The 21,748-nt window shown below is 59.8% G+C and carries 23 protein-coding genes; 13 read left to right on the forward strand and 10 right to left on the reverse strand.

Annotated elements, in window-relative coordinates; translation table 11 throughout:
• Positions 1-55: 55 nt before the first annotated feature.
• Entirely contained in the window at positions 56-646 is a 591-nt protein-coding gene (locus DHN60_RS17745) for a ribonuclease HII (protein ID WP_234423698.1), read from the reverse strand.
• A gap of 215 nt (positions 647-861) precedes the next feature.
• Positions 862-1,359, reverse strand: a complete 498-nt coding sequence (locus DHN60_RS17750) for a hypothetical protein (RefSeq protein ID WP_108838666.1) — start codon at positions 1,357-1,359, stop codon at positions 862-864.
• Between the two features lie 162 nt (positions 1,360-1,521).
• On the opposite strand from DHN60_RS17750, the gene DHN60_RS17755 reads away from it, so the two are divergent.
• The 3 genes from DHN60_RS17755 to DHN60_RS17765 all read left to right on the forward strand — a co-directional run bounded on the left by DHN60_RS17755 (position 1,522) and on the right by DHN60_RS17765 (position 3,395).
• On the forward strand, positions 1,522-1,803 hold the full coding sequence (locus DHN60_RS17755; protein ID WP_108838667.1) for a hypothetical protein: 282 nt from the start codon (positions 1,522-1,524) through the stop codon (positions 1,801-1,803).
• 1 nt (position 1,804) lies between these two features.
• Positions 1,805-2,479, forward strand: coding sequence for a hypothetical protein (locus tag DHN60_RS17760; protein ID WP_108838668.1), 675 nt, complete (start codon positions 1,805-1,807; stop codon positions 2,477-2,479).
• Positions 2,480-2,609: 130 nt separating this feature from the next.
• Positions 2,610-3,395, forward strand: a complete 786-nt coding sequence (locus DHN60_RS17765; protein WP_108838669.1) for an HpcH/HpaI aldolase/citrate lyase family protein — start codon at positions 2,610-2,612, stop codon at positions 3,393-3,395.
• Between the two features lie 23 nt (positions 3,396-3,418).
• Here DHN60_RS17765 and DHN60_RS17770 read toward each other — a convergent pair whose 3' ends face one another.
• Positions 3,419-4,549 carry a DUF3095 domain-containing protein gene (locus DHN60_RS17770; protein ID WP_108838670.1) on the reverse strand — a complete coding sequence of 377 codons (1,131 nt, stop codon included), beginning with the start codon at positions 4,547-4,549 and terminating at the stop codon, positions 3,419-3,421.
• A gap of 109 nt (positions 4,550-4,658) precedes the next feature.
• Here DHN60_RS17770 and DHN60_RS17775 point away from each other — a divergent pair, with 109 nt between their 5' ends.
• The 3 genes from DHN60_RS17775 (at position 4,659) to DHN60_RS17785 (ending at position 8,656) form a co-directional block, all read left to right on the forward strand.
• Positions 4,659-5,831 (forward strand): MFS transporter, encoded by a 1,173-nt coding sequence (locus DHN60_RS17775; RefSeq protein ID WP_108838671.1) that lies wholly within the window; start codon positions 4,659-4,661, stop codon positions 5,829-5,831.
• A 67-nt stretch (positions 5,832-5,898) separates the two neighbouring features.
• Entirely contained in the window at positions 5,899-6,921 is a 1,023-nt protein-coding gene (locus DHN60_RS17780) for an aspartate-semialdehyde dehydrogenase (protein ID WP_108838672.1), read from the forward strand.
• A 115-nt stretch (positions 6,922-7,036) separates the two neighbouring features.
• Positions 7,037-8,656, forward strand: coding sequence for a DUF4139 domain-containing protein (locus DHN60_RS17785; RefSeq protein ID WP_108838673.1), 1,620 nt, complete (start codon positions 7,037-7,039; stop codon positions 8,654-8,656).
• 707 nt (positions 8,657-9,363) lie between these two features.
• Here DHN60_RS17785 and DHN60_RS17795 read toward each other — a convergent pair.
• From DHN60_RS17795 to DHN60_RS17805, 3 genes are read right to left on the reverse strand one after another with little or no spacing between them, the layout of a single operon-like run.
• Positions 9,364-9,675 carry a transcriptional regulator gene (locus tag DHN60_RS17795; protein WP_108838675.1) on the reverse strand — a complete coding sequence of 104 codons (312 nt, stop codon included), beginning with the start codon at positions 9,673-9,675 and terminating at the stop codon, positions 9,364-9,366.
• Complete coding sequence (locus DHN60_RS17800) at positions 9,675-10,658, reverse strand: sodium-dependent bicarbonate transport family permease (RefSeq protein ID WP_108838711.1); 984 nt, start codon at positions 10,656-10,658, stop codon at positions 9,675-9,677. The genes DHN60_RS17795 and DHN60_RS17800 overlap by 1 nt, the downstream gene beginning before the upstream one ends.
• Positions 10,659-10,683: 25 nt before the next feature.
• Positions 10,684-11,334, reverse strand: coding sequence for a carbonic anhydrase (locus tag DHN60_RS17805; protein ID WP_108838676.1), 651 nt, complete (start codon positions 11,332-11,334; stop codon positions 10,684-10,686).
• Between the two features lie 171 nt (positions 11,335-11,505).
• Here DHN60_RS17805 and DHN60_RS17810 point away from each other — a divergent pair, with 171 nt between their 5' ends.
• The 3 genes from DHN60_RS17810 (at position 11,506) to DHN60_RS17820 (ending at position 14,122) form a co-directional block, all read left to right on the forward strand.
• The gene (locus DHN60_RS17810; protein ID WP_108838712.1) at positions 11,506-11,886 is read left to right on the forward strand and encodes a hypothetical protein; all 381 of its coding nucleotides are present in this window, start codon (positions 11,506-11,508) and stop codon (positions 11,884-11,886) included.
• Positions 11,887-11,957: 71 nt separating this feature from the next.
• Positions 11,958-13,337 (forward strand): M17 family metallopeptidase, encoded by a 1,380-nt coding sequence (locus DHN60_RS17815; protein WP_108838677.1) that lies wholly within the window; start codon positions 11,958-11,960, stop codon positions 13,335-13,337.
• The gene (locus tag DHN60_RS17820; RefSeq protein WP_159089280.1) at positions 13,334-14,122 is read left to right on the forward strand and encodes an NlpC/P60 family protein; all 789 of its coding nucleotides are present in this window, start codon (positions 13,334-13,336) and stop codon (positions 14,120-14,122) included. The genes DHN60_RS17815 and DHN60_RS17820 overlap by 4 nt, the downstream gene beginning before the upstream one ends.
• Before the next feature lie 33 nt (positions 14,123-14,155).
• On the opposite strand, the gene DHN60_RS17825 is transcribed toward DHN60_RS17820, so the two are convergent.
• Positions 14,156-14,503 (reverse strand): DUF2794 domain-containing protein, encoded by a 348-nt coding sequence (locus tag DHN60_RS17825; RefSeq protein ID WP_108838678.1) that lies wholly within the window; start codon positions 14,501-14,503, stop codon positions 14,156-14,158.
• A gap of 115 nt (positions 14,504-14,618) precedes the next feature.
• Here DHN60_RS17825 and paaI point away from each other — a divergent pair, with 115 nt between their 5' ends.
• Entirely contained in the window at positions 14,619-15,053 is a 435-nt protein-coding gene (paaI, locus tag DHN60_RS17830; protein WP_108838714.1) for a hydroxyphenylacetyl-CoA thioesterase PaaI, read from the forward strand.
• Positions 15,050-16,327 carry a phenylacetate--CoA ligase PaaK gene (gene paaK, locus DHN60_RS17835; RefSeq protein ID WP_108838679.1) on the forward strand — a complete coding sequence of 426 codons (1,278 nt, stop codon included), beginning with the start codon at positions 15,050-15,052 and terminating at the stop codon, positions 16,325-16,327. The genes paaI and paaK overlap by 4 nt, the downstream gene beginning before the upstream one ends.
• Positions 16,328-16,538: 211 nt before the next feature.
• On the opposite strand, the gene DHN60_RS17840 is transcribed toward paaK, so the two are convergent.
• The 3 genes from DHN60_RS17840 to DHN60_RS17850 form a co-directional block, all read right to left on the reverse strand.
• Positions 16,539-16,901: a hypothetical protein gene (locus DHN60_RS17840; RefSeq protein WP_108838680.1), complete on the reverse strand. Its 363-nt coding sequence runs from the start codon at positions 16,899-16,901 to the stop codon at positions 16,539-16,541.
• A gap of 396 nt (positions 16,902-17,297) precedes the next feature.
• The gene (locus DHN60_RS17845) at positions 17,298-18,956 is read right to left on the reverse strand and encodes a DNA polymerase Y family protein (RefSeq protein WP_108838681.1); all 1,659 of its coding nucleotides are present in this window, start codon (positions 18,954-18,956) and stop codon (positions 17,298-17,300) included.
• A gap of 64 nt (positions 18,957-19,020) precedes the next feature.
• The gene (locus tag DHN60_RS17850) at positions 19,021-19,671 is read right to left on the reverse strand and encodes a TetR/AcrR family transcriptional regulator (protein ID WP_234423699.1); all 651 of its coding nucleotides are present in this window, start codon (positions 19,669-19,671) and stop codon (positions 19,021-19,023) included.
• A gap of 107 nt (positions 19,672-19,778) precedes the next feature.
• Here DHN60_RS17850 and mbfA point away from each other — a divergent pair, with 107 nt between their 5' ends.
• The gene (gene mbfA, locus DHN60_RS17855; RefSeq protein WP_108838682.1) at positions 19,779-20,753 is read left to right on the forward strand and encodes an iron exporter MbfA; all 975 of its coding nucleotides are present in this window, start codon (positions 19,779-19,781) and stop codon (positions 20,751-20,753) included.
• A 28-nt stretch (positions 20,754-20,781) separates the two neighbouring features.
• Complete coding sequence (locus tag DHN60_RS17860) at positions 20,782-21,705, forward strand: AEC family transporter (protein ID WP_108838683.1); 924 nt, start codon at positions 20,782-20,784, stop codon at positions 21,703-21,705.
• Positions 21,706-21,748: the final 43 nt, after the last annotated feature.

Consider the following 21,748-nt stretch of genomic DNA (forward strand, 5'->3'; position numbering starts at 1 on the left):
TTGGCGATTCGCGGTCAATTTCTTTTTTGAATCAAAGCCTTAAGAAATATACTTGTCACAACATATTGTGGACAGGCTTGAACGTTCGTCTATGACATGCGGTCACCCCAAGATTTTGCAGCGCCAACCTGTGGCTTTTTGATGGGTAGCCCATGTTCGTCTCCCACCCATAGCCCGGATGCTGTTGCGCCAAATCCACCATGATCCTGTCGCGACATATTTTGGCCACAATTGAGGCCGCTGCGACGGAGAGACTTCGCGCATCACCGCGCACAATCGGCGTCGCCGGTAGATTCAGATCGCGGGGCAACATGGTACCATCGACCAACACGTGATCCGGCGGCACCCGCAGACCACCCACCGCACGCACCATCGCCAGATGTGCGGCGCGCAAAATGTTCAGCTCTTCAATCTCGCGCACCGACGCATGGGCCACTGAGACATCCGCCGAGGCGATAATCTCGCCCCAAAGCGCCTCGCGCTTTTTCAGCGACAGCTTCTTGGAATCGTCCAAACCGTCCGGAATGCGCGCCACATCCAATACAACCGCCGCAGCCGTCACCGGCCCGGCCAGCGGTCCGCGGCCAACTTCATCAACGCCGGCCACCCGACCCCCAATCCGCGTCTCAAATGCAAAGTCGGGCACCACACCACCTTCTCTGTTTCAGAACATCCCTGCTCGGTGCGCAAAAACGCACTTTCTGGAAGAAAGTGCAAACATCACGTACCGCCGTTAGGGGCGCTCCTACTTTTTTTTTGTCCGCCGCTTGGCGAAACGAAAAAAGGCCGGTGCCCGAACACCGACCTTTCAGTTTGGCTGCCCCTCGGTAACTGGGGAAAAGGGGCCGCCGGAGCCCGCTCTTAACGACGGGCCAATTGGTACCCCTGTTTGTTCAGGCATCGCGCGCTGTAGGCATAGCCCGCCCCATTGCGCGTCCGAACCCGGCGACCACACTGATTGGGCAGAGAATTTGTGAACTGATAATTGCGGTTCAGACAACGTTGGCCAAAGGCCTGAATGTCGCGCCCATTTTGCGTCTCAACATTGAACAGACAGCGCTGAGGCAGCAGCTTGCGATTCACCTGACGCGGCAAGGGGCGGGTTTGGATATGCCCGCGATGCGGCTGAACGTGACGTGGCTGGACTTTGGGCTTTGGAGCGTACGCCTTCTGCCGTGCCTTTTTGTCGTCTTTGCGCTTGTTGATCGCTGTGCCGACAACGGCCAACCCAAGGATTACAGCCAGCGCTGCTGCCAAATCATCATTTCCCGCGCGGGCCGGAACCGCAGAAAACCCGGTGATGGCAATGGCGATGGCAGCGATTGTCCCAATAAATTGGCGATGGATACGAAGTGTCATGATGGCCGTCCTTTTTGTTGTGCAAACCAGGATTTTGGTGATGCACCGAACTTGGGGGCCACCTCTTCAGACAGGCAATAACGGTGCCAAGTTATCCAATATCAACGGCTCCAGCCCCCTGATGTTATTGAATATCCGGTGCAATAAGCGCAGTTTGGCGCCATGAAACAGATCACGCTCTCTTTCGCCCTGATCCTCGGACTGGCGGGCGCGGCGCAGGCGCAATGCTATGCCGATTACAAGGCCAAGCAGGACAACCCGCTCCGGCTGCACTACGGTGTGGCGCAAGTCTCCGGCGCATGCAGCGCCGGAAACGCCGCTCAGCAAATCAGGCCCCGCCTTGCGGCACAAGGATGGACCCTGCTGCAAATCCAATCCGTTTTCGGCCCCGAAGGGCTAGATCAAAGGAAAGCCAGTGCAGGACAATTCTACCTCCGCTTCTGATATGCGGCGCACCGGTGGTCGACTGGTCACTTTCGGCATCGTCGGGATCGTCGCACTCCTGATAGTCGCCGCCTTGCTTTTGTTTCTGGCCCTGCCGGATGCGGGCGCATTTGATGCGCGCGTCGAACAGATATTTATCGAAAACGAAGACCTGACCAGCCCAGCAGAAATCAAACTGCTGGAAATCCTCGCACAGTCGGGCACTGCGTTCTCAGACACCCTCGCCAGCTACCGCGTGGTGATCTTCGTTCTGCTCGTCTTCGCCACCGCTATGATGATCGCCGCTTTGATCTTTCTTGTCCTACTGGTTGGCTTCAACAGGCGTATGGCGCAGATTGAACGGGTCGGAATTCAGGTCAACTCGCTCCTGATCAGCCGCGAAGAAAACACGGTCTACCTCAACAACCTCGGGTTCAAACTGACAGACGCGGCGATGGAAACCATGTCTGTTCTGGCTGAGGCACGCATGGACGACGATGTTATGTCCGGCTCGGAAATCGAAGGGGTGATCTCTGGGCGCAGCCCCGCAGACTGTGACGAGGCTGCCGGGGCCACCCGGATCAAACGGCTGCGCGACACATTGGGCAACCAAATCGTGAGCGAACTGCTGGTCAAGAACATCGCGCGGCGCGGCTACATGCTGGCTGTCGAAAAAGATGTGATCAAAGTCCTCTAGTTTTCTTCTCAGCATAGATACCGTGGCGCAGGGCCCAAAACATCTCGCGGCGCTCATGCGCGTCATTTCGACGGTGGCCATCCGGACGTAACCAAGTCTAGGGTGCGCCAAAGCAAAAAGGAGTCGCCACATGCCCGCCCCCCACAACCCGTTCAAAGCCGCCCTCAAGGCAGGCGAAACCACCATCGGCTGCTGGCTCTCTTTGGGCGATCCGCTTTCTACTGAAATCGCTGGTACCGCCGGTTTCGAATGGCTGCTGATCGACAGCGAACACACACCTTACGACATCACCCGCATCCGCCTGCAACTGATGGCGCTACAGGCATCCGACAGCCACGCCGCCGTGCGTGTTCCCACTGGCGAGACGTGGATCCTCAAACAGGTTCTTGATGCAGGCGCACAGACCGTTCTGGTGCCCATGGTGGAAACCGCAGAACAGGCGGCGCAACTTGTGCATGACGTGCGCTACCCGCCCACCGGAGGACGTGGGGTGGGTTATTCCGGGGCGCGCTGCTCACGTTTTGGGGCAATCACCGACTACGGACCAACGGCAGATGACCAGATCTGCCTGCTCATTCAGGTCGAAAACCGGGCCGGAATCGCAAACCTCGACGAAATCCTTGCGGTTGACGGGATCGACGGCGTGTTCATCGGTCCCGCAGACCTGTCGGCCGACATGGGTCACATGGGCCAGCTGACCCACCCCGAAGTGCAAGCCACAATCAAAGATGCGTTTGAGCGGATTGAGGCCGCAGGCAAAGCCCCCGGTGTGCTGACCACCACACCCGAATTTACGCAGGACTGCCTGGATTGGGGCGCGCGCTTCGTCGCCACCGGACTTGATCTGCTGATCCTTGCAAATTCCCTGCGCACTCTGGCCGCGACATGGGTGCCCAAAGGGTCCAAAGGCGGATAATCGAGGGCCGAAGGTCAAGCGCCTTATGCTCCGGCCTTGATGCCCAGCGCCGCCTGCGTGTAACCGCCGGATGCCCCGTCAATGAAGTGCACGTGCGTGTCGTCCATGATGGACGGCACAATGCAGGTCATCATCGCTTCACTTTGGATATGCATCCCGTAGCTTACGATGCCAGAAACTTGCGCGGCCTCAAGCAACGCTTTCAACCGCACGACCGTCTCAGCGTCACAATCCAGCGTCATCTTCAGCCCATCGTCGAACTTGCGGTAGTCGGCGTTGGCCCCAACGGTGCGTTGATAATGTGCCGGATCAAAACCACCCAACTTGATCTTGGTCTTCAGCACCAGCCACGCAATCGCAGTTTCGATCAAGATTTGCCGTTTGCGTTTGGCTAGCGGCATCGACCCGCGACTGGCATGGGCCTCCAGCGTTGCACCGGGCGGAGGCCAGCCAGTCCCCGGCCCCTGTGGGGGCGACGGGTGCCCGTCGCGCTCCAGGTGGCTGACAGCCTCCAGCACCGACCGTGTCACTTCGGCAAAGTCTTCATCCGTCACTCCCGGACGAGGTTGAACAAGCAGGGACAGGATCGCACCGTTTCGCGCCTCCATATGGCTCCAGCGGCAACTCAAGCCCGTCAGATCGGGCTGAGTGCCGGGGGACGCAGCGGGGACCGTCTCAACCCCTGCTTTCATCTGGCTCTCGGCCCACACCACACCGCCGCCTGAAAACATCGCGTAATCCACACCATCCGACACCTGATAACGTGCAACCGCCACTTCATGCCCGGCTGCGCGGATGTCTTTGACGTTAAACAGACCAACCCGCAGGCCCATATCGAACTCCTCGCGCGCCCAGACCTGCACCGCCGCCAGCGCCGCGCGCGCTTCATCCGCAAACTCCGCAGGATGGGCAAAGGCGGCCCCGTCCCCGCCAAACACAAAGGGAAAGGCGCGGCCTCCCGCGCCATTCATCTGGGCCGAGATCACAGCCGCCCCGATCATGTTCACGACCTTGTACTTTCCGTCCGCAATGGCGGCCGTGGAGCCGGTGATGTCGGAGGTCCCCACAACCCAGTCATCCGGAAGTGGCGTATAGTGAGCAGGCAGCGCCATGTCCGAAAAGGCGCTTCTCCGTTCCAAATCGTCATAAAACATCAAGCACCCCCAAAATACTGAGCAGAACCTAGCACAGCCAGTCCGCGCAACAATCACACTTGCGCGTGCATGTCCGCCATGTCACGCAGCCAACAGGGATGGAGGACCCATGCAGACCGGATTGTTTATGCTGGCTTTGGCCTATGTGCTAAGCCAGTTCTTTCGTGCGTTTCTGGCAGTGTTGACCGCGCCGCTTGAGGCTGATCTAGGCATTGGAGCGGACGTATTGGCCACGGCGTCAGGGCTGTGGTTTCTCTCCTTTGCATGCATGCAAATCCCAGTTGGCTGGGCGCTTGACACAGTGGGTCCACGCCGCACTGCGGGATGGCTTTTGCTGATCGGTGGCGGCGGAGGGGCGGCACTTTTCGCTGTGGCTCAGGGGCCGCTTTACATCCACGGAGCGATGCTGTTGATCGGTTTGGGGTGCTCGCCGGTGCTCATGGCCAGCTTCTATATCTTTGCCCGCAGCTTTCCCCCGGCCCGCTTTGCCACACTGGCGGCGCTGATGATCGGGGTTGGCACCGTCGGCAATCTGATCTCGTCCTACCCGATGGCATTGGCCGCAGACACGATAGGCTGGCGGGCTTCGTTGTGGGTGCTTGCGGCGGCGTGCACGGGCGTTGCCCTTGGGATCCTTGCCAGCGTGCAGGACCCCGAGCAACCCGAGGGTGACGCGCGCGGATCGCTGCTGGACCTGCTCAAAATGCCTGCACTGTGGCTGATGTTGCCCATCATGTTTGTGAACTATGCGCCAATCGGGGCGATACGCGGCCTCTGGATCGGGCCTTACCTTACTGACGTCTTTGCGCTTAGCGTTGCGCAAGTCGGCATCGGCACACTTGCGATGAGCCTTGCGATGATCGCCGGCACACTGACCTACGGCCCACTCGATCGCCTCCTTGGCACCCGCAAATGGGTGGCATTCGGCGGCAATGCGATCACCGCGTTGCTGCTGGTTGCCCTGATCACGGTCAGCGCACGCGACCCTTGGCTGTCGGTCGCCCTGATGGCCGCCATCGGCTTTTTCGGGGCCAGCTTTCCAGTCATCATCGCCCATGCCCGCGCCCTGTTTCCACCACACCTCACCGGGCGGGGTGTGACGCTGATGAACCTCTTTGGCATTGGCGGTGTGGGACTGGTGCAGTTCGCCTCGGGGCGCATCCACACCGCATGGTCAGGCGGCACACCCGAAGCGCCTTACGTCGCGATCTTTGCATTCATTGCGATGGCGTTAGCGGCGGGCCTGCTCTTCTATGTCTGGAGCCGCGACACGCGCGACTGAGACGCCCCTTTCCCCCAGCATCCTTTGGGTATAAAGGCCACGCACCTACCCGAAAAAGGAGACTATTATGGGGTATCGTGTCGTCGTCGCGGGCGCCACCGGTAACGTGGGCCGCGAAATGTTGAACATCCTTGGGGAACGCGGGTTCCCTGTGGACGAGCTTGCCGTGCTGGCCAGCCGTCGCAGCCTCGGCACGGAAGTGTCGTTCGGGGATAAGACGCTGAAGACGAAGGACCTTGATACGTTTGACTTCACGGGCTGGGACATGGCGCTGTTCGCCGTCGGTTCGGAAGCGACCAAGAAATACGCCCCCATCGCGGCCAAAGCCGGATGCGTTGTGATCGATAACTCTTCGCTTTACCGCTATGACCCCGACATCCCGCTGATCGTGCCCGAGGTGAACCCGGACGCCATCGAGGGCTATGCAAACAAAAACATCATCGCCAACCCCAACTGCTCCACCGCGCAGATGGTTGTGGCCCTGAAACCCTTGCACGACCGCGCCACGATCAAACGCGTCGTGGTCAGCACCTACCAATCCGTATCTGGTGCCGGCAAGGAAGGCGCGGACGAGTTGTGGGATCAGACCAAGTCGATCTACAACCCCGTCACCGACGTGCCGCCCAAGAAATTCCAAAAGCAGATCGCCTTCAACGTGATCCCGCAGATCGACGTGTTCATGGAAGACGGCACGACCAAGGAAGAGTGGAAGATGGTTGTGGAGACGAAAAAGATCGTCGATCCATCCATCAAGGTCACGGCCACCTGCGTGCGGGTGCCGGTGTTTGTCGGCCACTCCGAGGCGGTCAATGTCGAGTTCGAAGAGTTTCTGGACGAAGACGAAGCCCGCGATATCCTGCGTGAAGCGCCGGGAATAATGGTGATCGATAAGCGTGAGGACGGTGGCTATGTCTCTCCGGTCGAGTGCGTCGGTGATTACGCAACATTCATCAGCCGCATCCGGCAGGATTCGACAATCGAAAACGGCCTGAACTTCTGGTGCGTGTCCGACAACCTGCGCAAAGGCGCGGCTCTGAACGCAGTGCAGATCGCGGAATTGCTGGGCAACCGTGTGCTGAAAAAGGGCTGAGGCCCGCGCGGAGGAAACCTCCGCCTCACAAGAAACGGGGAACAAGGGGCCAATTGGCCCCTTTTCTTTTAGGCTGTCGGGTGCACACTGGACCTATATCAAAAAAGGTCTCCCCATGCGCGCTCTCGCCCTATTTGCCCTGTTCCTGCCTCTGCCCAGCCTTGCCGACACAATCATGCTGACGGCGCCGCCCGTCGCTGTGACCGCCTATTCTCAAGGGGCAATTGTGACCCGCACCGTGACGTTCGATATGCCTGCAGGCCAACACGATTTGCGCATTGCGGACATGGACAGCAACCTCGACCCCAGCGTGATCGACATCACGCTCATCGGCGCGACACTGACGTCGCGCAGTTGGGACGAGGATGGCAGCGGCCCTTACCGCGCACCGCGCACGCCCGAATGGCTGGCCGCACGCGACGCGTTTGAGGCCGCGACAGAGGCACTTGCCCAGCGCGATGACACCATTGCCGTTGCGCTGGCCAAAGCGCAGGCCGCCGAGGACCAGATTAAATTCCTGAACGGGATCACCCTGCCCAGCGACGCAGTCACAGACGTGGACACCCTGCGCACCATCGGGCAGTTGATCGCAAGCGATGGCACCGCCGCACGGTCAGCCATGCGTGCAGCCGAGGCCGAGGCCCGCGCCTTGCGTCAGGGTCGCGATGATCTGGCCTTTGCAGTACAAACGGCGGCCGCAGCATTTGAGGCCGTGACTCCGCCCAATACAGACCCCGCGAGCCTGACCCTCAGCGTCACAGCGGCACAGCCGGGTCCGGCTACGCTCACGATGCGTTATCCCACGTTTGAGGCCGAGTGGGCACCGGTCTACACCCTCCATCTTGATGATGACGACACATTGCGCGTCGCGCGCGCGGTGGTTGTCGCGCAATATTCGGCTGAGGATTGGGTGGGCGTCGATCTGACCCTGTCCACCGTTTCGCCGTTTGCGGGCTCCGAACCCGGGACCCTTTGGCCTCTCCTCCGCCGGATCGAGAAAGAGCAGCAGACTGAAGTCGCAAAAACACTGATGCGGTCTTCTGCTGCTGCGGATTTCGCGTCACCACCCATGGAATCGCCCGTCGTCCTCGAAGAATCATTCGCAACGGCTGATTTTTCCTTGATTGGGGTCACCTACGCGCTGCCCGGTAAGGTCACCGTGCGCACCGGCGAAGATGTGGTGCGCATCGCGCTGGACACGATCACCTTTGACGCCACTTTGTCCGCACGCGCGATACCAGTGCGCAACGACACGGCATTCCGTCTTGTGGAATTCGACAACACTTCACCCGAAATCCTGCTGCCCGGACAAGCTGTCCTTTACGTCGATGACCAGTTGATCGGTGAGACAGCGCTGCAAACCCTCCCCCCAAATGCCGAGGCTGACATCTTCTTTGGCCCCATCGAAGGGCTGCGCCTGACCCGTGTTGTTCTGGATCGCAACGAAGGTGATCGCGGGATCATCAACCGTTCCAACGAAGAAACGGAGGCCGTGCGGATCGATATCGAGAACCTCACAAACCGCGCATGGGATATTACCGTGCAAGACGCCGTGCCGTACTCCGAGCAAGAAGACCTCGTGATTGACTGGACTGCCACGCCTGCCCCGGATGTCAGCGCAGTAGATGACCGGCGCGGCATTCTGGAATGGCAGATCGCCTTACCCGCTGGCGAAACCGAGACGATTTCTCTGGAAACCAACCTGCGTTGGCCCGAGGGCATGGTTCTGCGCTAAGGTTTTCCGACCGGATCGAGTTACCAACGCCAGTGCAGAGAGTGGCCAAATCCGTTCAATCGGCGCTATTTTGGCAGCTACAGACAGTTTTATCCAAGTCGTGTGGCCAGCTAGTGGCTTAATTTAAATACAAAAATCTAAGTCTCGACCCACCTAGGAAAATGACCCGACACCGTTGCAACGAACTGGTAACTTCTGAACTTCATACCCGACCACATCAACCGATCGGGGGATCGGGCGATGACCGCCAGCCGGGGGGCTGGCCGGATTTTATGAGGTGAATGGGATGTTGAGTTGGATAAGGACGCGGGTCTGTGGACCTGCGCAGAGCCAGCTTATGGACACCGCTTTGGAGAAGCCAAAGCTGTCACGGCAAGAACTGACCGATCTATTTGCAAAAGAGTTGGGGCGGCCAATGCTGTCAAAGCAAATCCATCTGGCGTGCAATAAGCCGCGCCACTTTGGGGCAAATCGATCTTTTCAGGTCTTCATGGCGCAGTGGTTTGGCCTGCACGCGCATCAGCGTGGTGGCTCAGCTCCTACGCAAGCGTATCGCACTGCCCTTTACGAGCGTCGTTTGTAAATTGGCACAAGACACCAAGTGTGTGAGTGGAAATGGGTGACGGGGTGGCTGGCCAAGAAAGGCACGCCGCCCCTTTCCCGTTTTCACAGGGCGAGAGAGACACCAAGGGCGTTTGTAACTGCCTCTAAAACCGCTCTGCCCGAAGAACTTCGCAGTCTCCAATCGTGACGATACCGATATGCCGTTCAACCACAGCGAAGGCCGCTTCCAGCAGCGCATCAATTCTGTCCGGACGCACCACGCAGATCACCTGCACCATGCCTGCACCGCGCGTGACCTGGCCTTCGCGGCTCCATTCTCCGGAACTGCCCGATCCGCCCAGAACTGGCAGAACAGACCACCCGGTTACCCCGGCCTGTGACATCGCATCCGTGAGGCGCGATTGCATGACCTGTTCAATGATGATGGCCACGCGTTTGGCTTTGTGGGTCTCCATCAGGGCGATCCTCCGGTAAGGGCGCTGGCGATGGCCACATAAATGGGGATGCCCAGCGTCAGGTTAAACGGAAAGGTAACCCCAAGGGACAGGGTCAGGTAGATTGACGGGTTAGCCTCGGGCAAGGCGACACGCATGGCCGCAGGTACCGCGATGTAACTCGCACTCGCTGACAGAACCATAAACAGCGCCACACCGCCCGTACTGACGCCCAACAGCAAACCGGCGGCCAGCCCGCAGGTCGCTCCTACCACCGGCATCACGACGCCAAAGGCCAGCACGCCGGGGGTCAGCACGCCCGAACTGCTGCGCAATCCGCGCCCCGCAACCAGACCCATATCCAGCAGGAAAAGGCACAACACACCTTGGAACGGAGAGACGATAAACGCCTCGATTTTGGTCATCCCATCCACGCCTGTGATCCAACCAATGAAAAAGCTGCCCACCAGCAATACGATCGAGCCATTGAGCATGATCTCGCGCAGCAACTCATCGTCCATCCGGCGCGAATCCCCACCTCGTGAAATCAGCCAAAGGGCCGACAGAATAGCAGGGGCCTCCATCGCTGCGGCCACGGCAACCATATATCCCTCGGACGAAAGTCCGCTGGCTTCAAGCACCGAAGTCGCCGCCACAAAGGTCACAATAGAGATCGAGCCATAGTGCGCCGCGACCGCCGCCGCATCCAACCGGGACAAGTTGCCCATCACCTGCAGCAGAGCAAACGCAACAAGTGGCAAGGCGGCAGACAAAACGATGCCTGCCAACAGTGACAAAGCCAGCGTACCGTCGATCCCGTGATCTGCGACACTCACTCCGCCTTTGAATCCGATGGCAAACAGCAGGTAGATCGACATGCCCTTGGCCACAGCCTCCGGGATGTTCAGATCAGACCGGGCAAGAGCTGCGGCCACGCCCAAGGCAAAGCTGAGAATGATGGGCGAGAGCAGATTCGTCGCCGCAAGGCTCAGGATTTGATCCATCATGTGTTCCTAAATGGGTGCGTTCTCACACCGGCTGAAAATCGAGCGTTTTTCCGACGAACTGGCTCATGCTGCCTTCGGCAATATCCGTCCACAGCCCATGCAGACTGAGGGATCCGTCATTCACACGGGATTCGACAAAGGGAAAGGTCATCAGGTTTTCTATTGAGGTGACGACGGCGAGCTGTTCCAGCCGCTGCGCCTTGTCTTCCTCTTCCCCAATTCCTGCGACCTGATCGTATTTGGGGCGCAGGATGTCCATCCAACGGCCGACAAAGCTGGTCTTTTCTTCCAGCTCCGGCGCACGGCCTTCGCACATATCGATGCACCCTTGCACACCGCCGCAGCGGGAGTGGCCAAGCACAACAATATGGGCGACCTGCAGCACAGTGACCGCATATTCTACCGCCGCAGAGGTGCCATGGTGATCCCCGTCCGGCTCGAACGGAGGAACAAGGTTGGCGATGTTACGATGGATGAAGAATTCACCCTGATCCGCCCCAAAGATCGAGGTCACATGCACCCGGCTGTCACAGCAGGAAATGACCATCGCACGTGGCCGCTGCCCTTCATTCGCAAGACGGCGATACCATGCACTGTTTTCGGCATAGGTGGTCGCCTTCCAGCCCTGATAGCGTTGCAATAGAAAGGTCGGAAGAGGTTTGATCCTGTGCATGGCGCTGTTCTGCCTGTCCGCTGTTTGGTCCTAAGGGCCGTGGTTACCCGGAATTGTCAGCAAATTCGAGGGAAAAGACAGCAGGCGCATAACGATTTGGGAAGGTCTGATGTGCGAACAGTACAGCGACCGTGGGGGTCCACCAAACCAGGTGAGTAAAGGGTGAGTAAAGTGACGAATATTACCCAGCTTCGGCTGTCTGAAAACGTGAAGGTCGATCACGACCGTCTCGACGCGCTCTATTCCGAAATGGAACAAGCCGCTGCCGAGGACATGGTGTGCCGCGCGATGGAAGAGCTGGCACTGCGCATGGCACAGTGCGATCGGTTCTATCGCGCTTCCGACTTTGACGGGTTATGCAAGGCCAGCCGGTCTTTGATCGCGATTGCAGACCAGATCGGCATGACCGTCATGGCGCGAGTGGCCCGCGACGTGTCCGATTGCGCGAAATCTCAAAACCCGGTGCCGCTTGCGGCCACGCTCGCCCGCCTCATGCGCACGGGCGAGGAATCGCTAACCGCCATCTGGGATCTGCAAGACGTCACCATCTGATCACCTCACTCTTGCGGCGACGGGCAAAGCAGGTAGGGTCGCATCGCGTGTCCATAAACAGGGGACTGACGATGACGCTTGCCTTTGCCGCACATGATCCCGACGCCATCCCGGTCTACCTTTTGGCCGAAGAGGACGTGGCGTCCTGGCTGGAGACTCAGGACAGCGCAACACAGGCATGGGCCAAGGCACACGCATTTACAGGTGCGATCGGTCAGGCTCTGACCATTCCCGGCGACGCCGGGATCGCGATGGCCGTTGTGGGCTATGGCAATGCCGACCGACGGCGCAGAGCGCGTTTTCATCTGGCCGCCGGAGCAGCGCGGCTCCCCGCTGGAACTTATGCGCTGCACAGCACCCTCGATGTCCCCGACCTTGAGGTCGAAGCGCTTGGCTGGCTTCTCGCCGGGTACCGCTATGACCGGTACAAGGCGCAGTCAGCCATGGGCGCACAGTTGGTCGCACCTCCGGGCATCGATACTGCCCGCGTCGAGGCGATGGCGCAGGGCGAGGCGCTGACGCGGACGCTTATCAACACACCGGCCTCAGATATGGGCCCGCCCGACCTTGAAACGGCGGCGCGGACCCTCGCAGACCAGTTCGGTGCCGACATTGACGTGACCACCGGCGATGATCTGCTGACGGCCAACTTTCCGATGATCCACACGGTGGGTCGCGCCGCCGACCGCGCACCCCGCCTGATCGATATGCGCTGGGGCACGCGCGGCCCGCAACTGACCCTCGTTGGTAAAGGCGTGTGCTTTGACACCGGCGGGCTCAACCTCAAACCCGGCGCTTCGATGGGTTTGATGAAAAAGGATATGGGCGGGTCAGCCGCCGTTTTAGGCCTCGCGCATATGATTATGGCGACCGGGTTACCGATCCGGCTGCGGGTACTGATCCCAGCCGTCGAAAACAGTGTCTCTGGCAACGCTTTCCGCCCACAGGATATCCTGACCTCGCGCAAAGGGCTGACCGTCGAAATCAACAACACTGACGCCGAAGGGCGGCTGGTGCTGGCCGACGCCCTTGCCCTCGCGGACGAAGACAAACCAGACCTGATTATCTCTATGGCCACGCTCACCGGCGCAGCACGAGTTGCGGTTGGGCCTGATCTGGCGCCTTACTTTGCCGATGACGCACACCTTGTGACTTCGCTCGAAGAGGCGGCACAAACTCAGGCAGACCCGGTATGGCGCCTGCCCTTTCATGCCCCATACGAGACGATGATCGAACCGGGTATTGCGGACCTCGACAACGCACCCAAGGGCGGATTTGCGGGCACAATTACCGCAGCGCTATTCCTACGCCGCTTTGTGGAAAAATCGCCATACATGCATTTTGATATCTACGGCTGGCAACCGGGGGACGCGCCAGCACGGGCCAAAGGCGGGGTGGGGCAAGCCACCCGCGCGCTGCTTGCCGCTCTGCCTCGCGCGCTTGGGCTGTGAGCGATCCGCGCCTGACACCCAATCCCGACTACCTCGGCGTCGATCGCCCGGGGCGGATCGTCTGGCCTCATGTGGATCTGTGCCGCTCCCCGTCAGGCGCGCGCGACCGCCAATTGCTGGCCGGGGCGGACGTCACAGTAATGGGTGAAGACGACACACACGCTTATGTCCGGGCCGCCTTTGATGGCTACATTGGCTTTGTCCCTGCCCGCAGCGTCGGCGGCCCCCAGACAGCAACACATATTGTGGCGCGGCCAGCCGCACATGCCTACAGACAAGCATCGATCAAAGCCCCCGAAACCGCCAGCCTCAGCTTCGGGGCACGGCTTACTGCGCGGCGAGAGAGCGAAGACTTTGTCGAGACCGAACTGGGTCACGTACCTATAGCGGCGTTGACGCCCCTGCCTGCCCCAAATGGCAACCCAATCGACATAGCCCGGTTGTTCCTCGGCACGCCCTACCTTTGGGGCGGCAATACTCGTGCAGGCATCGACTGCTCCGGACTGATCCAGATCGCGTTGTCCAGCGCAGGCCAACCCTGCCCCGGCGACAGCGATATGCAGGAAACGGACGTCGGACAGACTTTGCCCGATGGCAGCGACTACGCCCCCGGCGACCTTCTGTTCTGGAAAGGACACGTCGCGCTGGTAACCAGCCCAACCACGATGATCCACGCAAACGCGCACCACATGTCCGTCGTCGAAGAAGACATCACCGCCGCCCTAGCCCGCATCGCAGCAACGAACACCGGCGCTGTCACCAGCCACAAACGGCTCGAAATTTGAAAACGCAGGCCTGTGCGCCTGCAGACGTTCAGATCACTCGACGGCGCGGATCAGCTTGCGCTCCAGCACCCGCAACACGGTCTTGAGATCATGGCCTCGACGCAGGATCTGGCCATCTATGCCGATCACCGCATACATGCCTTGCCGGCCCCGAAGCTTGGGGCGCTTCTCGATCCGGTAGAGCGGGTTTTCGGCCGTGTGACGAAACACAGAGAACACCGCGACTTCGCGCAAACAGGAAATACCGTAGTCGCGCCACTCACCCGCCGCAACCATGCGCCCGTAGAGCGACAGGATCACAGACAACTCTGTGCGGTGAAAGGCAACCTGAGGATTGGGCAACAGGGGCGAATTGGATGGTGGAGGCGTGTGCAACGTCATTGTCCCAACAGTTGCGCGATGCCTGCCCAATTTCAAGGCCCGCGTACGAGCAATGGTTGATGCGGCCTCAATTCCGCGCAACAGTGCGCGAAATGAATACAAAAATGAGCCACTCATGACGCCCGAACAAAGGGCCCGCACCTGCGCCGACCTAATGTGGTCCGCTGATCGTGCCAGTCAGGCGCTGGGTATGGCGATCACCGCGATTGGTCCGGGCACTGCGACACTGACCATGGCTGTACGCGATGACATGCTCAACGGGCACGGAATCTGTCACGGCGGCATGATCTTTACTCTTGCCGACAGTGCATTCGCATTTGCCTGTAACACCCACAATCAACGAACCGTCGCACAATCCAACCAAATCACCTACCTCGCTCCGGGGCGGGCAGGCGACACACTGACCGCACAGGCGACCGAAGTGTCGCGGATCGGGCGCTCCGGCACCTATGACGTGGTCGTACAAGACAGCGACGGTCAGGATATCGCCCTGTTCCGCGGACTTTCCCGCACTATTCAAGGCCAGCATTTCGACGAGGATGCATCATGAAAGATCTCACACCGCCGCGCGACACACTCGACCCTATCGAGATCGCCAGCAGGGACGAAATCGCAGCTTTGCAGCTGGAACGGATGAGCTGGTCTCTGAACCACGCCTATGCAAACGTGCCCCACTACAAGCGAGCCTTCGATGCCGCAGGCGTGCATCCGGACGACCTCGCATCGCTCAGTGATCTGGCCAAATTCCCGTTCACCGTCAAACAAGACCTGCGTGACAGCTACCCCTTTGGCATGTTCGCCGTGCCGCGCGATCAGGTCGCGCGCATCCACGCCTCGTCCGGAACAACGGGCCAACCGACAGTGGTGGGCTACACAGAAAATGACCTCAAAAACTGGGGCAGCGTCGTCGGGCGCTCCTTACGCGCGGCTGGTCTCGCTCCGGGCGACCTGCTGCACAACGCATATGGCTATGGGTTGTTCACAGGGGGCTTGGGCATCCACCTTGGGGCCGACGCTCTGGGGCTGACAACCGTGCCCATCTCCGGCGGCATGACCCCGCGCCAGGTCCGGCTAATACAAGATTTTGAACCTAAAGGGATCACGGTCACCCCGTCTTATGCCCTTTCGGTCCTTGATGAATTCAACGCCCAAGGGATCGACCCGCGGGCCACCTCCCTTCAGGTCGGCATATTCGGCGCCGAACCCTGGACCAACGCCATGCGGCAAGAGATCGAAGACGCCTTCGATATGCACGCCGTCGACATCTATGGGCTAAGCGAAGTCATGGGCCCCGGCGTTTCGATGGAGTGCGTCGAAACCAAGGACGGTCTGCACATCTGGGAGGACCACTTTTTCCCCGAAATCATTGACCCTGAAACTGGCATCCCGGTCGCGGACGGCGAACTGGGTGAGTTGGTCTTCACCTCGCTCACCAAAGAGGCATTTCCCATCATCCGCTACCGCACCCGCGATCTGACGCGGCTGTTGCCGGGTACCGCGCGGTCCATGCGACGCATGGAGAAAGTGACCGGGCGCAGCGACGACATGATCATCCTGCGCGGCGTCAACGTCTTCCCCACGCAAATCGAAGAGGCGATCATGGCCACACCCGGCCTCGCCCCACATTTCCAGATCGAACTTTCCAAACCCGACCGTATGGATGTGATGGAGGTGGTCTGCGAAGGGCCGGATGCACAGGCCGGTGCAGCGCTTGCCCAAAAGATCAAGGAAACCGTTGGGATCAGTGTTTTGGTAAAAGTCGGCGCCCCCGGCTCCGTTGCGCGATCACAGGGCAAAGCTGTTCGGATTGTGGACAAGCGGTAAGCCCATCTTTTTAATGACAGTTGCCGGGGTGCAATGCGCTTGGGCGGGCAACTGTGCTTTGATATGCGTTACTGTCTGTATGATCGCAGCGAAGTTCAGTTTTGAGCCCAAAGCGCCGGATGCTGCAGTGCGCACCAATTTCGCATACCTATGTTTTGCTGTTATTTCTTAACGACCCAATTCCCGCTAAAACTACGAGATCCGCTTGCAATCAGAGCCAAAAAACGGCAACGGCCACGAGGAACATGACCGTCATGATCGGGCCCCAAAGTCTACGTTCTTCTTTTGAGGGTGTAATCCAGTTCAGCACCATACTCAAAGCGTTCACCGAGAGAGCAATCCATATCGCCCAAGACGGCCAACCCGGCCAGCCACCGTCGGCAGATAGCACTGCTAGCGCCATACCAACCAAGACAAAAATGGAAGCAGCCGCAACCAACCGACCTGATGTTGGAAGTGACCCTTCGGTCTGACCGCCCTGTGTGAGCCTGCCCCACGGAGCACCGAAGATCAGAGCAATCTGAAAACAAATCACTCCCAGGACCATCACGCAATAAGCAAGTGGCAAGCTCATTTGGCCCCCTCCAAACACGCGCAAAATCAAATGGTAAATTAGGGACCTGAGGGAAATTAAGCAAGTCTTCGCGGTTGTGAAAGTGCGCTCAGCACAGACCTGAGAACCTTGCACATGAACGGCGGCAAGGTCCGCAAACCAGTCCTTGCCGAGCCGATCTTTGGGACTTTGTTCGAGCGACAAAAGTGAGGTCAGGATTATCCAGCAAGCCGCCCTTCACCTTTACTTAACGCTTCCAACCGCGCGCCCTGTTAACTAGGCAAACAGTGCACAGCTGGTGTACAGGCTGTGCACGTGTTGTGCACCCCCATTTGGCCATAAAAAGCTGACGTTAACGCTTGCTTCGCGGCTCTTGCCGCTCAGCGTCCAGTCGCCGTTGCGCGTACGCTTCTCAGATCACGCAAAAGAGCCCTGACAAAACCAGCCCGGCGACATCGCCCCGCCGTGCCCGTAAAACAGCCACAGCCGCTGACCGCACTCCGTATCCGTCACCCAGTAGTCCCGTGTACCACTGCGCCAGTTCGGATCGTCCAGCCACCATTCCGGCGCCAGCCGTTCTGGGCCCAGCGCGCGCAGCCGGGTCAGGTCCTGACCACGCCAGCGGAAGGTCTGCGGCATGTGGGGGGTGGCAGGGGCGTGTACTGGCTCAGGCTGCCAGAGCAGCAATGGGCGCGGATTGCTTGGTGCCGGCCATGCGCCCTCATGCGGTTTGGACCACGCGGCCGCCAGTATTTTATGTGCTTTTTCAGGGATATGACTGTCCGCCGGATGCACTCGGCGGATCGCCTCCAACCCCACACGCGCGCCCAGTCGGCCGATCAGATCATCCAGCGCGTCAGCCTTGTTCAACCGCGCCTGCACCGCCTCACCCGCCTGAAGATGACCCACCACAGCAGCGTCATGCAGCGGTTCGACCTGCACGGCCACAAGGCGCAGCATGTCGATACCAAAGCCTGCGTCGATCTCATCCAGCTTCAGCTCTAACAGCGGACGGATGCGCGCAGGATCAAAGCTGGAGCGGGCCAGACCGATCTCGATCACCTCGACCCCGTGGTCGCTGCGATAGGCCTGCAACGCCACACGCCGCACGCCTTTCCCCTTGTCTTCCAATACCTTGCACAGACGCGGCAGCAACCGGTCAATCCCTGCCATCACGTCCTCAGCCAGCCCAATAGGGTCTGGCAAGGTCATCCTCACTGCAAAATGGTCAGGGGCCTTCGCGGGCGACACAGGCTCGGGCGCGCTGCCCATCGCCTGATCCAGACGCATCACAAGGCCCCGCCCAAACCGGCGCGCGAGCCCCGCGCGTGGCTGACCCAGAAGGTCCCCCACCCGACGCAGGCCAAGGCGGCCCAGCTGTGCCGTCACCTCAGGCTCAAGGCGCAGGGCGGCAATGGGCAGGGGGCTAAGCGCGCCATAGGTCTGGCCCGGCGCGGCAATGCGTTGGGTGTTGCCGGTGCGGGTGCGAATGGCCGGGGCCGCACCCCCTTTGGTCCAGTGCCGCCGCTTGCCTGCGCGCGACCGGGTGGCCCGCGCCTCTTGGTCAATGGCATCGCCTGTGCGGTCCGACCCCGCCGCACGGCCCGCATAGCGGGCCAGGGCCCATGCCGCCCCCCGCGTGTCCGCCAGACCCATCAGCACGCTTAACCCCAGATCAGTGCAATCGTCCTCAACCACCTGCATCAACTGCGCCTCACCCCCAAACAGATGCGCACAGCCCGTCAGATCCACAACCAGCGCGTCGCCCTCCTCGGGCGCAACCCAAGGGGAAAACTTGCCCGCCCAGCGCTGCAAGGCCTCCAAAAACCGGGTCTCACCCACCACACTGCGTGGATGCGTGAGCAGACCGGGGCACATCGCATGAGCATCCCGCACAGGTTGGCCGACCTGCAAACCGCTGCTTTGCGCAACACCGTTCAAGGCGGTGATAACTTGCGCATTCTGCTGCTCTTGCACCACTGCCAGCGGCTGATCACCCAGCACCGGTTGGCGCCGGATCAGACGTTCGGCCCCCAGACGCGGGAACCACAGGGAAAGGATGCGACGGTCGGACATAAATTAATGTTCATATTTTGTTCTCGACCTGAATACGATGAGTCGGACGTCCGAGTCGAGCGGATCAGGTGCCGTAGCGCGCCATAAACGTCTCCACCGCGCCATCAACCACCCGGTCAATGTCGGCAGGCGTCACATGGTCGATCACCCCAAACATCAGGCGCGGCCAGATATCAGCCTTGCACAGCTCGCCAAATTGGTCCGACGCAAGGGTCAGGTCGTCCATGTGCAACTCGCCCCGCGCCATGGCTTCGGCAAAATACTCGGTCATCACCGCGCGCATCCGCGCCGGTCCCGACTGGTAAAAAGCGCGCCCGATCTCGGGAAACCGATCCGATTCCGCCACGCAGATGCGAAACACCTGCTGACCGAACTTCGAGGTGATAAAGCGCACAAAATGCCGACCAGTCTGAGCCAGCACCGCGCGCGGCTTGGCCGTCATGTCTAAATTATCAATAGCAGACTGACTTTGCCGGGCACATTCCTGATTGGCCACCTCCATGAACAACAACCGTTTATCCGGGAAGTAGCTGTAAAGGGTCGCCTTGCTGACCCCGGCCTCACGCGCGATGTCGTCTACACTCGCGCCCTCAAACCCGTCCGCCATGAAAATAATACGCGCACCTTCAAGGACCTGATCAAACTTGCGGCCCTTCCGGACCATCGGTGTCGCGTCATTCATAGAGATTCCCGTGTCATAGACTGTCAGTAACATAAACTGTTCCGTTTAGTTTCGACAGAAAAAAACCGAGAAAACCCTGTTGCAAGTTCGGCCAGACACGCCATCATAGTTTGGAACGGTTCTAAACTAACGGCAGACACATGCGATTTACCACCTACCGCAAACGGTTCGACGACCTTAGTGAACAAGAGATTCTGGCGCTCGCCATTTCCTCGGAAGAAGACGATGCGCGCATCTATCGTGGTTATGGCGAACACCTGCGCGCCGATTTTCCGGGCAGCGCTGCCATCTTTGACGATATGGCTGCCGAAGAAGATACGCACCGCAAGCGCCTGATCGAGTTGCACCGCGCCCGCTTTGGTGAGGTGATCCCATTGATCCGGCGCGAGCATGTGTCGGGGTATTATGCCCGCCGCCCTACTTGGCTGGTTGAAAACCTCAGCCTGGATCGCATCCGCTCCGAAGCCGAAGCGATGGAGCGTGATGCCGCGAGGTTCTACACCGCCGCGGCCGGGCGCACATCTGATGCAGCCACGCGCAAACTGCTCGGTGATCTGGCCGCCGCCGAAGCTGGGCACGAGCGCAAAGCCAATGCGCTGGAAGGCAAGCATCTTGATGACGGAACCCGTGAAACAGAAGACGATAAGGACCGCCGCCAATTCATCCTGACTTACGTCCAGCCCGGTCTTGCGGGCCTTATGGACGGTTCCGTCTCTACCCTCGCACCCATCTTTGCAGTCGCTTTCGCCACGCAGGACACATGGACCACGTTCCTTGTCGGGTTGGCCGCGTCTGTGGGTGCAGGGATTTCCATGGGATTTACCGAAGCCGCCTCGGACGACGGTCAACTTTCGGGGCGCGGTTCGCCCATCAAGCGGGGCTTTGCGTCCGGGATCATGACCACCGTGGGCGGATTGGGGCACGCCCTACCCTACCTAATAACTGATTTCTGGACAGCCACGGTCACCGCCATCGCCGTGGTGTTTGTCGAGCTTTGGGCCATCGCGTGGATTCAGAACAAATATATGGACACGCCTTTTTGGCGGGCAACTTTGCAGGTCGTTGTAGGCGGTGCGCTGGTTTTTGCAGCCGGGGTGCTGATCGGCAGTGGTTAGCAGGCGCAGGTCGCGCTAAGGGTGGCGCATGCTGGCGATCCTTTTCAAAACCCTGCCCTTTTTCGCCCTGATCGCTTTGGGTTACTGGGCAGGCCGCACTCGGTTTTTCACCGAAGAGGCGACGGCCTATCTCACCAAATTCGTGTTCTACTTTGCGCTGTCAGCCATGATATTCCGGTTCTCGGCCAATCTGGAACTGGCCGAGGTTTGGGACGGCAAGCTGGTTGCGGCATACCTGTGTGGCACGCTTGCTGTCTACTTGATCGCCACAGCCGTCGCGCGCATCCGTGGCCTTGATCTGCAAACAGGGGCAATAGAGGCCCAGTGCGCTGTGATCGGCAACGCAGGCTTTCTCGGCCTGCCGATGCTCGCGCTGCTGTTCGGCCCACAGGCCATCGGCCCGGTCATGCTGGTGCTGGCAACCGACCTTATCGTGTTCTCCAGCCTGATCGTAATCCTGATAACCATTGGGCGGGACGGGCGGATGTCACTGTCGATCCTTAGGACCATTGGCATAGGCCTGATCAAAAACCCGATGATCGTAGCGATGACGCTGGGCCTGACTTGTGCGGGGTTGGATATTCCGATCCCAGCCCCGATGAACGATTTCCTTGGAATCCTGGGGGGAGCTGCAACGCCCGGCGCGCTCTTTGCCATCGGCGCGTCTCTGGCCTCCAAATCAACCGAGCGGATAGAGATCGCAGCGTGGCTTAGCTTCTGCAAGCTGGTGCTGCACCCGCTCGCGGTGACCATCTACGCCCTCTACATTTTTGATGTTGAACCCTTTGGTGCTGCCATGATCATTGTCTGTGCGGCCATGCCGGTAGCAGGCAACATCTACATGCTGGCGCAGCACTATGGCGTTGCGCCGCAGCGGGTGTCAGCGGCCATTCTGGTTTCAACCGCCCTCAGCGTCGGCAGTCTCACCGCAGTCATTGCCTGGATCAGCTGAAATTCTTCTGACGAAAAATACCACCGCCGGAGGCATCCGAAAC

It is taken from the genome of Tateyamaria sp. Alg231-49 (genome assembly GCF_900143535.1).
Lineage (GTDB): Bacteria > Pseudomonadota > Alphaproteobacteria > Rhodobacterales > Rhodobacteraceae > Tateyamaria.

Coding starts and splice junctions, on each gene's coding strand:
- DHN60_RS17755 (WP_108838667.1), top strand. CDS start 1,522: ATGAAACAGATCACGCTCTCTTTCGCCCTGATCCTCGGACTGGCGGGC.
- mbfA (WP_108838682.1), top strand. CDS start 19,779: ATGCGATTTACCACCTACCGCAAACGGTTCGACGACCTTAGTGAACAA.
- DHN60_RS17770 (WP_108838670.1), bottom strand. CDS start 4,549: ATGTTTTATGACGATTTGGAACGGAGAAGCGCCTTTTCGGACATGGCG.
- paaK (WP_108838679.1), top strand. CDS start 15,050: ATGAAAGATCTCACACCGCCGCGCGACACACTCGACCCTATCGAGATC.
- DHN60_RS17800 (WP_108838711.1), bottom strand. CDS start 10,658: ATGGATCAAATCCTGAGCCTTGCGGCGACGAATCTGCTCTCGCCCATC.
- DHN60_RS17805 (WP_108838676.1), bottom strand. CDS start 11,334: ATGCACAGGATCAAACCTCTTCCGACCTTTCTATTGCAACGCTATCAG.
- DHN60_RS17760 (WP_108838668.1), top strand. CDS start 1,805: ATGCGGCGCACCGGTGGTCGACTGGTCACTTTCGGCATCGTCGGGATC.
- paaI (WP_108838714.1), top strand. CDS start 14,619: ATGACGCCCGAACAAAGGGCCCGCACCTGCGCCGACCTAATGTGGTCC.
- DHN60_RS17780 (WP_108838672.1), top strand. CDS start 5,899: ATGGGGTATCGTGTCGTCGTCGCGGGCGCCACCGGTAACGTGGGCCGC.
- DHN60_RS17765 (WP_108838669.1), top strand. CDS start 2,610: ATGCCCGCCCCCCACAACCCGTTCAAAGCCGCCCTCAAGGCAGGCGAA.
- DHN60_RS17785 (WP_108838673.1), top strand. CDS start 7,037: ATGCGCGCTCTCGCCCTATTTGCCCTGTTCCTGCCTCTGCCCAGCCTT.
- DHN60_RS17775 (WP_108838671.1), top strand. CDS start 4,659: ATGCAGACCGGATTGTTTATGCTGGCTTTGGCCTATGTGCTAAGCCAG.
- DHN60_RS17850 (WP_234423699.1), bottom strand. CDS start 19,671: ATGTTACTGACAGTCTATGACACGGGAATCTCTATGAATGACGCGACA.
- DHN60_RS17845 (WP_108838681.1), bottom strand. CDS start 18,956: ATGTCCGACCGTCGCATCCTTTCCCTGTGGTTCCCGCGTCTGGGGGCC.
- DHN60_RS17795 (WP_108838675.1), bottom strand. CDS start 9,675: ATGGAGACCCACAAAGCCAAACGCGTGGCCATCATCATTGAACAGGTC.
- DHN60_RS17825 (WP_108838678.1), bottom strand. CDS start 14,503: ATGACGTTGCACACGCCTCCACCATCCAATTCGCCCCTGTTGCCCAAT.
- DHN60_RS17750 (WP_108838666.1), bottom strand. CDS start 1,359: ATGACACTTCGTATCCATCGCCAATTTATTGGGACAATCGCTGCCATC.
- DHN60_RS17815 (WP_108838677.1), top strand. CDS start 11,958: ATGACGCTTGCCTTTGCCGCACATGATCCCGACGCCATCCCGGTCTAC.
- DHN60_RS17860 (WP_108838683.1), top strand. CDS start 20,782: ATGCTGGCGATCCTTTTCAAAACCCTGCCCTTTTTCGCCCTGATCGCT.
- DHN60_RS17840 (WP_108838680.1), bottom strand. CDS start 16,901: ATGAGCTTGCCACTTGCTTATTGCGTGATGGTCCTGGGAGTGATTTGT.